The organism is Emticicia fontis, assembly GCF_054779675.1.
In genome coordinates this window covers 89113-103213 of record NZ_BAAGXU010000001.1, presented here as the reverse complement: position 1 = coordinate 103213, position 14101 = coordinate 89113, and the positions used below count along the sequence as shown (strand labels likewise).

Here is a 14101-nt window from a genome sequence, read left to right as displayed (position 1 = left end):
AACAAAATGAGTAAAGGCGTAATAGTAGGTATTGACATTGGCAGCACGAAGATTTGTGCCGTTGCTGGCATAATGGACGAGGTTGGGAAGGTAAAAATTCTTGACATCGTGGAAGAGCCTACCCAGAGGGGAAGGGTATCGAATGGTACCGTAGTGAATTTAGAGTTTACGGCGAAAGACATCGACCGTATCCTGAATATACTTTCAGATAAGGCCGAAATCAATATTAGTAATGTCATTGTTAATATTTCGGGTGAGAATGTAGAGGGCAAAGCGCATCAGAGTTTTCTGACGAGAGATGATAGCCGGAGTACGATTCGTAAAGAAGAAATAGAAAGATTAGCTGTTGATATAAGGAAGTCTTTCCGTCCGACTGCAGGAAATGTAATTATTCACACTTTCCCACAAGAATTTATTGTTGACAGAGCCATTGTGCCTGATAATCCGGTAGGCCGGTTCGGTATTACATTAGGAGGTAATTTCTTTTTGATTTCAACCCCTAACGATCCGCACCTGGCGCTACGCCGCACCATTGAAAGTGTTGGGGTAAAGGTACAGAACAATCATCGGTTTATTCCGCTTAAAATCGTTCATACTTTATTTACACCATTGGCCGATGCCATGGCAGTATTGAGCGAGATAGATAGAAAACTAGGTGTAGCCGTAGTAAACATCGGTGGCGATACTACCGAGATAGCTATTTTCCACGAGAGTGGTTTGCGTCATATTTCAGTGATCCCGTTTGCTGGTAAGAGTATTACCAATGATCTTGTGAAGGCTTTCCAGATATTGCCAGATCATGCTGAGAAACTGAAATTGATTATGGGAGCGATTCCACCGGATGAAGTTGGTAAGAACGATATTATCAAGATTCCGGGTGTAGAAGGTTTACCAGATAAAGAGATTGTTGCACAGAATGTGAGCATCATCATAGAAGAACGTGTAAAAGAACTGGCCTCTATGGTGATGGCCGAGATTATGCACTCAGGCTATGATGGACAATTGATAAGCGGAGTAGTGTTGACTGGTGGTACATCTAATATCGCCATGATCAAAGAAGTATTTACCAAAGTAACCAATGGAATGAATATCCGGGTAGGCAACACTGTCAGAAACATTGGTCAGACAGCCGTAGCTAAAATAACTGACCCTAAATACGCTACTGTAGTAGGGCTTGTGTTATCGGGCTTTATGCCAATGGATGAGCGTGTACCTGAAGAGGTAATCTGGGGCGACGTGCCAGAAAGCCAGGTGACAGCGGGGTCTTATAACAATGGTTATGATACGCCAAACAACCGGGTGAACGGTAAAAAAGAAGAACCACCACAGGAAGAAGAGCAAAGCGGAGGCGGGATATTCAGCTGGTTTAAAAAGAAGGTTTCTTCGGCAGGTAATGTAGGAGATGATAAAAACTATACGAATTAAGGAGTAAGAATTAATAAGACGAGCGTGCTAGCGGGGTATATATTTAAAACAATTTGCGTGCATTTTGAGTATATATTTTATAATAAACCAAACCATAAAAACTAATTAGAAAACAAACGTATTTGCTGCTAAACGATAATGCCAGACCTTTTTAGAAACTATTCTCTCAGGCGTAATCATTGCGTTTACCTGTATATTTTTGTTGACTAAAAGTACCAAACTTTCCTAATCTACATAAATTCTTACTAAAATGTCTCCAGAGCCAGAATTCGAAATTGTTTCGAGCAAAAACAAATTTAAAAACATCATCAAGGTGATTGGTGTTGGTGGTGCAGGTTGTAATGCTGTTAAGCATATGCATCATTTGGGCGTTCGCGATATTGGTTTAGTGATTTGTAATACCGACCAGCAAGCGCTGGAATCTGCCCCGTCGGAAATCCGTCGTTTGCAGATAGGTATTGAACTAACCAAGGGTTTAGGAGCAGGTACAGAAGCCAGTATGGGTAAAAAGGCCGCCGAAGAAAGCGAAAAAGCGATTCGGGAAGTCTTGAAAGAACCGACAGAAATGGTATTTATTACGGCAGGTATGGGTGGTGGTACCGGAACGGGTGCTGCACCAGTGATTGCACGTATAGCCAAAGACATGGGTCGCCTGACTGTTGCTGTTGTAACCGACCCTTTTACATTTGAAGGCGAGGAAAAAATCAAGCAGGCAAGAGCCGGTATTGAAGAACTGAAGAAACACAGTGATACTGTATTGATTATCAAGAATGAGCGTCTTGAAATGCAATATGGTGATATGGATATTGAAGATGCCTATGCCAAAGCAGATGATGTATTGGCAAATGGTGTAAAAAGTATTGCCGAATTGATTACCCGTCCGGGTATTATCAATCTTGACTTTGCCGATGTGAAGAAAGTATTAGGCGGTGCCGGACAAGCCGTAATGGGTACAGCAGAAGCCGAAGGTGATAAAAGAGCAGAAGAAGCGATTAAAGCGGCACTTTCTTCTCCTTTACTAGAGAGCAATGGTATCAGTGGTGCACAAAGAATCCTGGTGAGTATTGCGTATAGCCCTGAACATAAAATCAAATTGTCTGACCAGACACTGGTAACCAAATTTATCGAGAGTCAGATTCAGGCAAAAGCCCAATTGTTTAAACACGGTTTTGCAGTGGATGACCAGCTGGGTAAAAAAGTAAGGGTAACGATCGTAGCAGCAGGCTTCCATCTTTCGCCAGAACAGGAGGAAGCAAAAGAAGTGAAATTTGAAGTAGTAACAGAAATTAATACTGATACTACTACTAGTACCACTACTACCAACGAAGCGAAGGTACAAGCTCAAAAAGGTCAGGTGCAACCACAATTACAACAACCAGACCTTGTTCAGGTAGTTGTTCCGGAGCCACCGAAGAGAGACGATATGGAGCAAATCAGAACCATGATTCAGCGATTCATGCGTGAAGGTTACCGTAATCCCGCTCTGAATCATCCTACTTATGCCCGCAATGGCATTGAGTTGCAGGATGTAAGAAAATTGAAACAAAGCAATAAGGTGCTGGAATATGAATTAGATCATTTGCTGAATCTGATGGAATCTGCCAGATAATTTTTTTGTTATAGCCAGACATTCGTTAAAGTAAAATGAGTAATGAACTTTTTATTGAATAGTTCGTTATTCATTTTACTTTTTCTGTATTAGAGACCAAAGAGTATACGACATATATTTAATTAAAACCTATGATATTAGACCGCACGATAGCACCTCCCTCGCAGACAATAGAGCAAGTGAGCATTCCCAAAGCGGAGCATATGCTACTTGATAATCAGGTACCTGTGTATATGGTGAAGGCAGGAGAACAACCCGTAGTGCGTTTAGAGCTAATTTTTGAGGCCGGCAGCCGCTATGAAAATCATATCGGAGAAGCCTATTTTGCTTCAAAAATGCTTTCAGAAGGAACTTCGAGTCATACTGCTACTGAAATTAGTGAATACTTCGACCAATATGGTGCTTTTCTTGAAATCAGTCAGTCGGTAGAGCGGTTGGCCATAACTGTTCATGGGCTTACCAAGCATCTTGCTAAACTATTGCCTTTGTTGCAGGAAATGATTGCTGATTCTATCATTCCTGAAAATGAATTACAGGTTCAGAAAAATATCAGCTCTCAGAATCTTAAAATTAGCCTTGAAAAAAGCTCCTATGTAGCCGGGCAGGTTTTCAGAGAACAAATCTATGGAACGGATCATCCTTACGGCAAAACTTTGACCTTAGAATCAATTGATAGCATTACGCGCGATGCTGTGAATGATTTCTATCAGAAACAGATTCGTGGCAAAGCTTTCAGAATCTTTATTGCCGGTAAATTTAGTGACGAAGAGGTAAAGGCTTTGAATCAATATCTGGGACAAACACCTCTGGAATCGCCAAACCATAGCGCCATTGTTGATAATATTTCAGCAATCAAACATCCTGAAAGTGTTTTGGTAGAACGCCTGGATAATGTGCAATCATCTATTCGTTTAGGGAAACGTATGTTTGGCCGTACGCACCCTGATTTCTTCAAATTCATTGTCACTAATACGATTTTCGGCGGGTATTTCGGTAGCCGTCTGATGAAGAATATCCGGGAGGAGAAAGGATTTACCTATGGTATTTCGTCAGGTCTGATACCTCAACGATATGGCGGATACCTGGTGATGGGTACTGATGTAAAGAAAGAATTTACGCAGCAAACCCTTGATGAAATTGCCAAAGAAATCCACAGATTACAGACGATTCCGGTAGAAGAAGATGAAATGGATACTGCCAAAAACTATATGATTGGTTCGTTGGTAGGGTCATTAAATACGCCTTTCGAAGTAGCAGACAGACAAAAAATCATACTTCTAGACGAACTGCCTGAAGATTTTTATGATAATTATATCCAGAAGATAAGAGCAGTAACGCCTTTAGATGTGATAGAAATGGCAAATACCTACTTTAAGCAAGAAGATTTATGTGAAGTGGTTGTGGGGGGGAAGTGATATGATGGGGTCAGGTCTAAAACCTGACCCTTTTTTCTTAAAACCCAACACCAACCGTTTTCGTCTGAATACGTAACAAATACATATCGGCAGTGATATATAGTGTTGAGCCATCATTGCCCCAGGCGCAGTTAGCCGTTGGAACACCTGTTTCTATTCTTCCTAATAATTTGCCTTGTGGCGTTAATACCAATATTCCGCCTGGCCCGGTGGTAAAGATGTTTCCTTTTTTGTCAATTTTCAAGCCATCAGGTAAGCCTTGCAAACCTTCTTTTACCATCGGAGTTGCATCGTACAATAGTTTGCCTTTGCCTACTTTTCCATCAGCCAGCACAGGATATGCCATAATATACGCTTTATCAGGGTCTGATTGCGCTACATATAAGATTTTCTCATCAGGCGAGAAGGCCAATCCGTTCGGACGGCTTAAGTCTTTTACAATCAAGGTAACCGTACCATTAGTCGCTCTACGATATACTCCGAAAAGCTCAGTCTCTCTGGTAGGGTCATCGGCCTTTTTCATCAAGCCATACGGAGGGTCAGTAAAATAATAATCCCCGTTTGATTTCTGTACGATGTCATTCGGGCTATTGAAACGTTTCCCTTGGTAATTATCGGCAAGGGTGCGTTTGCCACCAACTGTCAAGGGCATTACCGAAATACGGCGGTCACCATGCTCGCACGATACCAGCATACCTTCTTTATTGATAATCAAGCCATTGCTACCGGGTTCGTCGCTATAAACACCTAAGCCTGTATAACCTGATGGTTTCAGGAAAGGCTTGGCACCTTCACCTTCTTTCCATTTGTACACGGTGTTTGCTGGTACATCAGAGAATAGCAGATAACTGCCGTCTTTGACCCATGCAGGGCCTTCCGACCAGTCGTATCCTTCACTTAAAATTTCGATTTTAGCATCTTTATCTATCAGATTATCTAATGCGGGGTCAAGGCGATTTACCTTGCCAAGGGTTTTTTGTTGGGCTGTTGCGGTATAGCTCATAGTAATGATTAAGGCGAATAATACTAATGTTTTCATAGAATAGGCTTTGAATAGGTTCAGTAGCGAAATTAAAGGAATTTTTATGAAAATAGTTGTGTATCACTATTTTTTAAATCGTCTTTCAAATAACTATGTTATCTGTTTTAGCGAATTGGATGGCTTTATAAAATTCTGTCGAATTTTGACGATTTGAAAAATCGTGATACAATTAATATTTCTCTATCTTTGCCTTCAAGTGGCTAAACCCACTTCCTGTTTTCAACCATAATCGAAAAATACTACCATGCGAACCTTTTTCCAGATGCGCCATCTGCTCATTGCGGCAGTGGGTGTATCTCTACTGTCTGCCTACAATTATGACGAAACCCCTGCCCCAGCTATCAAAGTTCCTGCCGGATTCTCCGCTACCATTATCGGAAGCGACTTAGGTGGAACCAGACACCTGGCTGTTACCAGCAAAGGGGGTATCTATGCCAAAATATCTAAACCAAAAGAAGCGAAGGGTATGGTTTACCTGTATGATTCTAATGGTGATGGCAAAATAGATGCTCAAAAGAACTTATTAGATTATAAAGGCACAGGTATTGTCATTAAAGACAATTATCTGTACTCTTCGTCTAATACTGGCGTGTATCGTTACCAATTAGATGCAAATGGCGAAATCACAAATATTGATAGTCCTGAGTTATTAGTAACCGGATTAGTGGCTAAAGGTCGTGACGAGTCGAAATCTATTGCTTTAGACAATGCGGGTAATCTCTATGTAACCGTAGGCTCGTATGACGAAACCTGCAAAGAAAAAGGAACAAACAAGGGTATTTCACCTTGTGCTTTGCTTGATTCGGTAGGAGGGGTTTGGCGTTTTAAAACCAATAAACTGAACCAGTCTTATAGCGACGGCGTAAGATATGCAACCGGATTGAAAAATATTGTAGGGATCGACTGGAATACTCAATCTAACAAGCTATTTGTGATGATGCATGGGAGAGGACAATTCCATGAGGCATTCCCGAACTACTATACACCGGAAATGAGTACGAAACTGCCTGCAGAAACGATGTATGAATTGCACGAGGGGGCAGACGCCGGATGGCCTTATGTATATTATGACCAATTCCAGAAGAAAAAAATCTTATGCCCTGAATACGGTGGCGATGGCAAAAAAACAGGTGGAGAAAAAGCATTGAACCCTGCGGCAGCTTTCCCGGCTCACTTAGGGCCAAACGGATTGTTGTTTTACACAGGAAAGATGTTCCCGGCTAAATACAAAAATGGGGCTTTCATTGCGTTTCACGGTCAATCACCAGAATTGAAAAAAGGCTATATGGTAGCATTTGTGCCTTTCAAAAATGGTAAACCATCTGGTGCGTGGGAAATATTTGCTGATAATTTCGCAGGTATTGACTTAGCAAAACCAACTGGCCCGGTACAACACCGTCCATGTGGCTTAGCCCAAGGCCCTGACGGTTCTCTATACGTTTCTGACGATTTAAATGGGACTATTTATAAGATTAGTTATAAGGGGGCGAAGTAATAGCGAATATTATACCTTTGTATCGTCCTAAGATAAGTTGACTATTTATTGGTTTGTCTAGTTCTAAAATAGGTTTACACAAACCTATTTTAGAACTAGACAGTCCTTATAGCTCGATACCTGCCTCGGAGCCCTCTTCATCTCTAAGTGGACATTGATGGGACAAAAGACTCTCCACTCTCCCGAAAAAATAACGATAGGCATATTTTTTTATTTATGAGCCATTATTAGCTGCCCATTCTTTTTTCTTTTCTAATACAGATTTTTGAATATCAATAAATTCATCATTAAAATCAATTCTTTCAGTAATTCGCTTTAATTTATCAAACAAATAGACTATTTTAATTTCATTCTCATCATGAAATATCTCTATAAATAGATAACAGGCAAATTCAATTAGGCTTATCAGCAAAATCATTTCCGCTTCATCTCCAGGTAATTTCAATTCAATTGGCTTAAAATTAGGGCTAAAAACGGATACGCCAGATATTTTTAAATTATGTGCTAATACCACATTTCTATATTCACGAAGTCCACTCCATTTTTTAATTCTTTTCACAACAGGCTTACATATGTGCTTGTATTTTGAAACTTTATCTTGATATTCTGGAAGATTAATAGGAGTTATTTGTTCTTCATATTCTTCTAACCAAGAAAGTGAGGTTATCATAACCAATTCCCCTATTGAAGCAATCATAGCAGAAACTAAATTGCCTTGCTTATGCGGAATACCACTTCTTTGATTTATTGGAATATTTTTTAAATTTTCTTGATTAACGAGTATAGTGTGAAAAGCGTCAGCAAGGTGGCTTATTCTTAATCCTATGTAGCCTATGGTATTGGCAATATCATTAATTTTAGACATTTTTTTGGTTTTAATAACTCTAAAATACAGAAAATACTATTTAGTCATTTCGAACTCAAATAAACGGTCTGTTGATAAGAAGCATATTCTTCATCCAAGGGGGATAATCCCCTCAAAGCAATTCTCCCAAGTACTACCTTTTTATATTCCTTCAGAGTTTACGTTGTATACAAGCTACAGCTTCACAAAAAGACTCAGAGGAAACACAAGGCTCTTGGTTCTTTGTTTTATTAGGGGGCAATATGATAGCTTATGACAGAATTTATAAACTAAATATATCACGTATTAATTTTTTTATTACTAAGTTTTCAAGCTTTATTGCTAATGGTAGAACTATGTCAGACCAATCATTCCAATGTAACGGGTCATTGTATATAATTCCCAGTAGATAAAATGATTCAAGTATATCAATCCCAAGAGTTTCACAAAAATCTAATTTTTTTGAGGTTCCATGTTCATCAAGAAACGCTTGCTTGTCCTCTCCGAGATTAATTTTATCATATATTAGAGATTCAATTTTTATTCTAATTCCAAAGCAAATTGCTAAAGGACAAAAGTCTGTTTGATTATTAAGATATTTTGTAATCTCTTGCTGAATTTTTCGGTGAAAGTTATTCGATTGAGCATAAACTGTATCTAAATTTAAGGCGGTAAATTCTGTAGTTAAATCTATGTCAATAGGGTGAAAGTGAAAATAGTGTTTATCAAGTTGTGTTTTTATTGAATCTTCACCTCTTTTCCTTACGAGCTTTAATAAATTCGGATTTGCTGTACTAGCAACATTCTTTAAGTAAGAGATTTTCATTTTGTGCTTATTAAAGCAAAAATGTCTAAAATAAACTGGATCTAAATGAGTCATTAAAATAGGGAAAAAGTTTTTTCCTTCTTTTTTCATATCCTCAATTAAATTTGTTATAAAATATTGAAGCGAAATTAAATTAGCATCATCTAAATAATCAAATATTTCATCGATTATTAAAATACAGTTCTTCTTTTTGAAAGTATTTCTTGCTTTCATTAGTAGAATAACAAAAGATAAAATATCCCTTTCACCATTTGAAATTTCATAGACTTTTGGCCATTCTACTATTAATCCCTTTTGCTTATTTTCTATGGGTTTAATTTTTAATCTTGTAGTATTAAATGCGTGAAGCATTTGAGTAAAATCGTTTTTTAAAGCGAAGTAATGAATGTATTTAACTGATTTTTTAAAGTCGGAGTTGGAATTTTTATATATTTCAATTATTTGAAAAGCGGCAAGGAAACTGTCAATTTCATTTTTAATAGTATTATTAAGCCTTTTAATAAGCACTGCCAATCTGTTTAATTCTTCAATTCCTTGAAGTTCTGTAATTTTATTAACTTGAATCCAGGTTTTTATCTCCTCAACAGTGCCGTTTTGCGATTTAATTTCAGACTCTATTCTATTAATTTCTTTTGATATTTTTAATTGCCCAAATTTTTCAAGTATAATTTCATTCTCTAAATCATGGAGGAACGATGAATTAGAAAGAAGTTCACTAATATCAGGTAAAATTTTACCAACTGCACCAAATTTTTTTTTCGTACCAGCATAATTATATCCAAATTCTTTTTTTTCTGGAATTGTGCTTATTAAAACAGTTGGTTCAATTTCTAATGAGGGTTTTGCAACAGTTTTACCACTAATTTTCCTTAATGATGCTTTTGCTATAACTTGGCTGTTAATTACGAATACGTCAAATTTATCTAAAATCGTATTTTGAGTGTCATCAGCTATTAATTGATTTAAACTACCGTCTTCATCAATTTCTAATTCCAGAATTGGACGATTAGATTCCTTTCTTAAATAATAATGATTATCTTCTAAATCAATTCTCCCCTTTTTAAGAGATTTAAAAGCTATAGCAAATGAACTCTTTCCAAATCCATTTGGCGCGACTAGAATATGAGGTTTATTAGGTATCAAATCTAAATTGAAAGAGCGATTTCCTATTCCTTTAATATTTGTTATTTCAATAGATTTAATTTTTACCATATTTTAGGGACGTAAGGTGTTTAAGCATTATATAAATTGACATTAAGAAATCAATAGTACGTATATGTATTGCATTAAACAAATAAAGTTATTATTCGGTGATTTTTTAGATGTCTCGCCCTGAAATAGGTTTACACAAACCTATTTCAGGGCGAGACATGGCAGGACATTTCGACTACACGACGTATGCAACTTTAGCTGTAAGCTAGAATAACCCCAACAGTACGATTTTAGCTAAAAACTTCCCAAACACTTTCAAAACTCAATTCTAATTCCGAAATTTAGGAAAAGCCAAGTCATGAATGACCATCCAGAACTAACTGTTCTCTGCTGGTCGTCCACAATTAGTCATTCGCATAACAATTATTAAAATTTCTAAAACGAGAATGAAAATCAAAATAGGTAATAGAGCCATTATGGTGGGAACCTTTTTTAATGAGGGCAACATTGGTTTTCAAAAAATCAATATTACGACCACTAAAACAGGACCGGAAAAGGTATACGCTACGGTGACTACCTTTTTGAAAAAAGATAATAATGGCCTTTGGATAATCAGTGTAAACAAATGCTTTAATGAAATATTGAAACAATTTCAGCCAATGAATCTTTCAAAGAAGAATCATTTCTTGCGGAACAAAGAATATTCTGAATACCCATATTTCAGCATTTAAGTTGCTCCGATAAGCGTAAAAGCCGTTTTCTAAAAATAGTCCTACTTTTATGTATCTTTTTTTACCTAAAATATCGGAATTGTGAAAAATGTGTCGTACTTTTGCACCCGAAAAATGAAGGTGTACTACCTATTTTCGAATCTACATTTAAAAACTCATCAAAATATAATATGGCATCAGTCAGACCAGATGAAGTTTCGGCGATTCTACGTGAACAACTAGCAGGTTCAAAAACCGAAGCGGAACTTGAAGAAATAGGTACTGTGTTACAAATCGGAGACGGTGTAGCACGTATATATGGTTTATCAAAAGTACAAGCCGGGGAATTGCTGGCTTTCGAAAACGGCTTAAAAGCCCTTGCATTGAACCTGGAAGAAGATAACGTGGGAGCGGTACTTTTAGGAGATGCAACAGGTATCAAAGAAGGTGCAACTGTAAAACGTACTGGCGAAATCGCTTCTGTGAAAGTAGGTGACGGTATCGTTGGTCGTGTGGTAAACACACTTGCAGAGCCAATCGATGGTAATGGCCCGATTCAAGGCGAAACTTACGAAATGCCTTTAGAGCGTAAAGCTCCGGGTGTTATCTATCGTCAGCCTGTAACAGAGCCTCTTCAAACAGGTATTAAAGCGATTGACGCGATGATTCCAATCGGTCGTGGTCAACGTGAGTTAGTAATCGGTGACCGTCAGACAGGTAAAACGGCGGTTTGTATCGATGCTATCATCAACCAGAAAGAATTTTACGATAAAGGCGAACCAGTTTTCTGTATTTATGTAGCTTGTGGTCAGAAAGCATCTACCATCAAAGCGGTTGAGCAAACTTTACGTAAATATGGTGCTATGGATTATACAGTAATCGTAGCCGCTGGTGCATCAGATCCTTCTCCAATGCAGTTCTTTGCGCCATTTACAGGTGCTGCCATTGGTGAGTATTTCCGTGATACTGGTCGTCCTGCACTAGTTGTATATGATGACTTATCAAAACAAGCGGTTGCTTACCGTGAGGTGTCATTATTACTTCGTCGTCCTCCAGGACGTGAAGCTTATCCAGGAGACGTATTCTACTTACATAGCCGTTTGCTGGAGCGTGCCGCTAAAGTAACTGCCAATGACGCGATTGCGCAAAACATGAATGACCTTCCTCCTTCATTGAAAGGTAAAGTAAAAGGTGGTGGTTCATTAACAGCCCTTCCAATCATTGAAACACAAGCGGGTGACGTTTCGGCTTATATCCCAACTAACGTAATCTCGATTACTGACGGTCAGATTTTCCTTGAGTCAAACTTGTTCAACGCAGGTATCCGTCCGGCTATCAACGTAGGTATCTCGGTATCTCGCGTGGGTGGTAACGCTCAGATTAAATCAATGAAAAAAGTAGCAGGTACTTTGAAATTGGATCAGGCGCAGTTCCGTGAATTGGAAGCTTTCGCGAAGTTCGGTTCAGACCTTGATGCTGCTACGAAATTGACTATCGAACGTGGTCGTCGTAACCAGGAGATTTTGAAACAAGCACAGTTCTCTCCGTCTGCGGTAGGTGAGCAGGTAGCTATCATTTATGCTTCTATTAATGGTGTACTCGACAAAGTTTCGGTAAGCAGAACAAAAGAATTTGAAGTTGAATTTATTACTTTATTGAAAGCGCAATATCCTGATGTATTAAAAGGACTTGCTGCTGGTAAATTAGATGATTCAGCTACCGATACTATCAAGAAAGTTGGTAGAGAGTTAGCTCAAAAATATGCTTAATAACATAGAATGAAAAGAGTGTAAAAGCTCTTTTCATTCTTAATTATATAGAAAGATGCCTTCATTAAAAGAAGTTAGAAATAGAATTGTCTCAGTAAACTCAACGACGCAGATTACAAAAGCCATGAAAATGGTATCGGCGGCGAAGTTGCGTAGAGCACAAGATGCTATCCTTCAGATGCGTCCGTATGCTACCAAACTGAACGAGCTGATTGCTACGGTTTCTGCCAATACCGAAGTAGGTGCTACAAGCCCTTTTACAACGGTACGTCAGGTAGAGAAAGTATTGGTAGTAGTGGTTACTTCAGACAGAGGACTTTGCGGTGCATTTAATGCAAATATCATTAAAGCGGCTTTGGCTGCGATTAATGAAAAATACCCTTCGCAGGCGGCTAAAGGCAATGTTGAAATTCTGGCGTTAGGAAAGAAAGGTGGAGAGGCATTGCAACGTCGTAATTTCAAAGTGAACGATACTTACATGAGTATCTTTCAGAACCTGAACTTTGCGCATGCACGTTCGGCTGCTGAAGCAATCATGACTGCTTTCGAGGAAGGTAAATACGACGTAGTTGAATTGGTTTACAACGAGTTCAAAAACGTGGCTACACAGATTCTTCGTGTAGAGCAGATGTTACCATTGGTAGATAAAAAAGCGAATGAGGCTAAAGCCAGCAAAATTGATTACATTTTTGAGCCTTCGGAAGAGGAGATTGTATTGGAGTTAATACCAAAGGCGATTAAAATGCAATTGTTTAAGGCAGTATTAGAATCGAATGCTTCTGAGCACGGTGCTCGTATGACAGCGATGGATAAAGCAACTGACAATGCAAACGAGCTACTTCGTTCATTGAAAATTGAATATAACCGTAGTCGTCAGGCCGCCATTACCAAAGAGATTTTGGAGATTGTAGGTGGTGCCGAGGCTTTGAAAGGAAACTAATTTCTTGTCAGAAAGATATAAAAAATAGGCAAATCGGAAGATTTGCCTATTTTTGTTGAGTAAGAGTTGAATTATTTATCACATTTCATTCACACTCATTACCCCAAGGCTTTCAAACAATTTCTGCCAGTAGTGTGTAACAGTAGGGTTATTTTCTTTAGATGAACTCGTGGGTTCGAATGGGAGAATCATAGATATTTCAGGACCGCTTAGCTGGTAGTTTTTCAATTTGGCTGCATCAGTTGTTGCCCATGCTTCTGCTTCTGCATCATCTTTTGGCGGGCGTATCTGAAAATCTCTGCCATTTTTTACACTCTCTACCATATCGCTCAGGTAATAAACCCTTACATCACCTGGGTTTTCTGCTAGTTTGGCAATCACCGGGATACTTGCTGTGATATTGGTTTCAAGGTTTGAAGCATTATCGTTTTGGGCTTTCAGACGATTAAAAGATTGCTGAGTAACGAAGTTACGCTCTTTGCGGATTGATAAGTCGTAAGAGGTTTTGATAGCTTCTAAATCAGTAGCATTCACGCCTTCTGTATCCTCCATTTCGGTACGGCAGACAAGCGATAAGGTGCGAGCCTTAGAGGTATTTTCGTGGATATAATATATCTGGAAAGTATCGCCTGCTTTTCTGAAATTCTGTTCGATTATAGAAGTGAGTGCCTGCTGGTATTTTTGTGCAACAAATGGTTTCTGCACATCAACACTTGCAGTTTTGTCAATGAAAATCAATGTATGAATGCTCGGACTATTAGCTTGGGTATCAGTTTTTTGGGCTTCTTTGTCTCCGCAAGAGAAAAGTGCCGATGATAGAAAAAAGGAAGTAGCGATTAAATAAACAAAATTGCTCTTTTTCATCATAATTGTT

At 38.5% G+C, this 14101-nt stretch carries 11 protein-coding genes; 7 read left to right on the top strand and 4 right to left on the bottom strand.

From position 1 onward, the window contains the following. Window positions 1-6: 6 nt before the first annotated feature. The 3 genes from ftsA (at window position 7) to ACYVFA_RS00365 (ending at window position 4449) form a co-directional block, all read left to right on the top strand. Window positions 7-1425 carry a cell division protein FtsA gene (ftsA, locus tag ACYVFA_RS00375; protein WP_460469796.1) on the top strand — a complete coding sequence of 473 codons (1419 nt, stop codon included), beginning with the start codon at window positions 7-9 and terminating at the stop codon, window positions 1423-1425. A 250-nt stretch (window positions 1426-1675) separates the two neighbouring features. Next, window positions 1676-3034, top strand: a complete 1359-nt coding sequence (gene ftsZ / locus ACYVFA_RS00370) for a cell division protein FtsZ (protein WP_460469795.1) — start codon at window positions 1676-1678, stop codon at window positions 3032-3034. A gap of 131 nt (window positions 3035-3165) precedes the next feature. Next, complete coding sequence (locus tag ACYVFA_RS00365; RefSeq protein ID WP_460469794.1) at window positions 3166-4449, top strand: M16 family metallopeptidase; 1284 nt, start codon at window positions 3166-3168, stop codon at window positions 4447-4449. Window positions 4450-4486: 37 nt separating this feature from the next. Here the strand turns inward: ACYVFA_RS00365 and ACYVFA_RS00360 are convergent, their stop codons facing one another. Next, on the bottom strand, window positions 4487-5488 hold the full coding sequence (locus ACYVFA_RS00360; RefSeq protein ID WP_460469793.1) for an SMP-30/gluconolactonase/LRE family protein: 1002 nt from the start codon (window positions 5486-5488) through the stop codon (window positions 4487-4489). A 247-nt stretch (window positions 5489-5735) separates the two neighbouring features. Here ACYVFA_RS00360 and ACYVFA_RS00355 point away from each other — a divergent pair, with 247 nt between their 5' ends. After that, a complete protein-coding gene (locus ACYVFA_RS00355) occupies window positions 5736-6986 on the top strand; it encodes a PQQ-dependent sugar dehydrogenase (RefSeq protein WP_460469792.1) in 1251 nt (416 codons plus the stop codon). A 214-nt stretch (window positions 6987-7200) separates the two neighbouring features. Here ACYVFA_RS00355 and ACYVFA_RS00350 read toward each other — a convergent pair whose 3' ends face one another. Together ACYVFA_RS00350 and ACYVFA_RS00345 are read right to left on the bottom strand one after the other, a co-directional pair. After that, a complete protein-coding gene (locus ACYVFA_RS00350; protein WP_460469791.1) occupies window positions 7201-7851 on the bottom strand; it encodes a hypothetical protein in 651 nt (216 codons plus the stop codon). A gap of 262 nt (window positions 7852-8113) precedes the next feature. Next, on the bottom strand, window positions 8114-9868 hold the full coding sequence (locus tag ACYVFA_RS00345) for a hypothetical protein (protein WP_460469790.1): 1755 nt from the start codon (window positions 9866-9868) through the stop codon (window positions 8114-8116). A gap of 386 nt (window positions 9869-10254) precedes the next feature. On the opposite strand from ACYVFA_RS00345, the gene ACYVFA_RS00340 reads away from it, so the two are divergent. The 3 genes from ACYVFA_RS00340 to atpG all read left to right on the top strand — a co-directional run bounded on the left by ACYVFA_RS00340 (window position 10255) and on the right by atpG (window position 13227). Next, entirely contained in the window at window positions 10255-10539 is a 285-nt protein-coding gene (locus ACYVFA_RS00340) for a hypothetical protein (protein WP_460469789.1), read from the top strand. Between the two features lie 170 nt (window positions 10540-10709). Further along, a complete protein-coding gene (atpA, locus tag ACYVFA_RS00335) occupies window positions 10710-12287 on the top strand; it encodes a F0F1 ATP synthase subunit alpha (protein ID WP_460469788.1) in 1578 nt (525 codons plus the stop codon). Window positions 12288-12342: 55 nt separating this feature from the next. Beyond that, a complete protein-coding gene (gene atpG / locus ACYVFA_RS00330) occupies window positions 12343-13227 on the top strand; it encodes a F0F1 ATP synthase subunit gamma (RefSeq protein WP_460469787.1) in 885 nt (294 codons plus the stop codon). A 78-nt stretch (window positions 13228-13305) separates the two neighbouring features. Here the strand turns inward: atpG and ACYVFA_RS00325 are convergent, their stop codons facing one another. Continuing rightward, a complete protein-coding gene (locus ACYVFA_RS00325) occupies window positions 13306-14094 on the bottom strand; it encodes a hypothetical protein (RefSeq protein ID WP_460469786.1) in 789 nt (262 codons plus the stop codon). Window positions 14095-14101 lie beyond the last annotated feature (7 nt).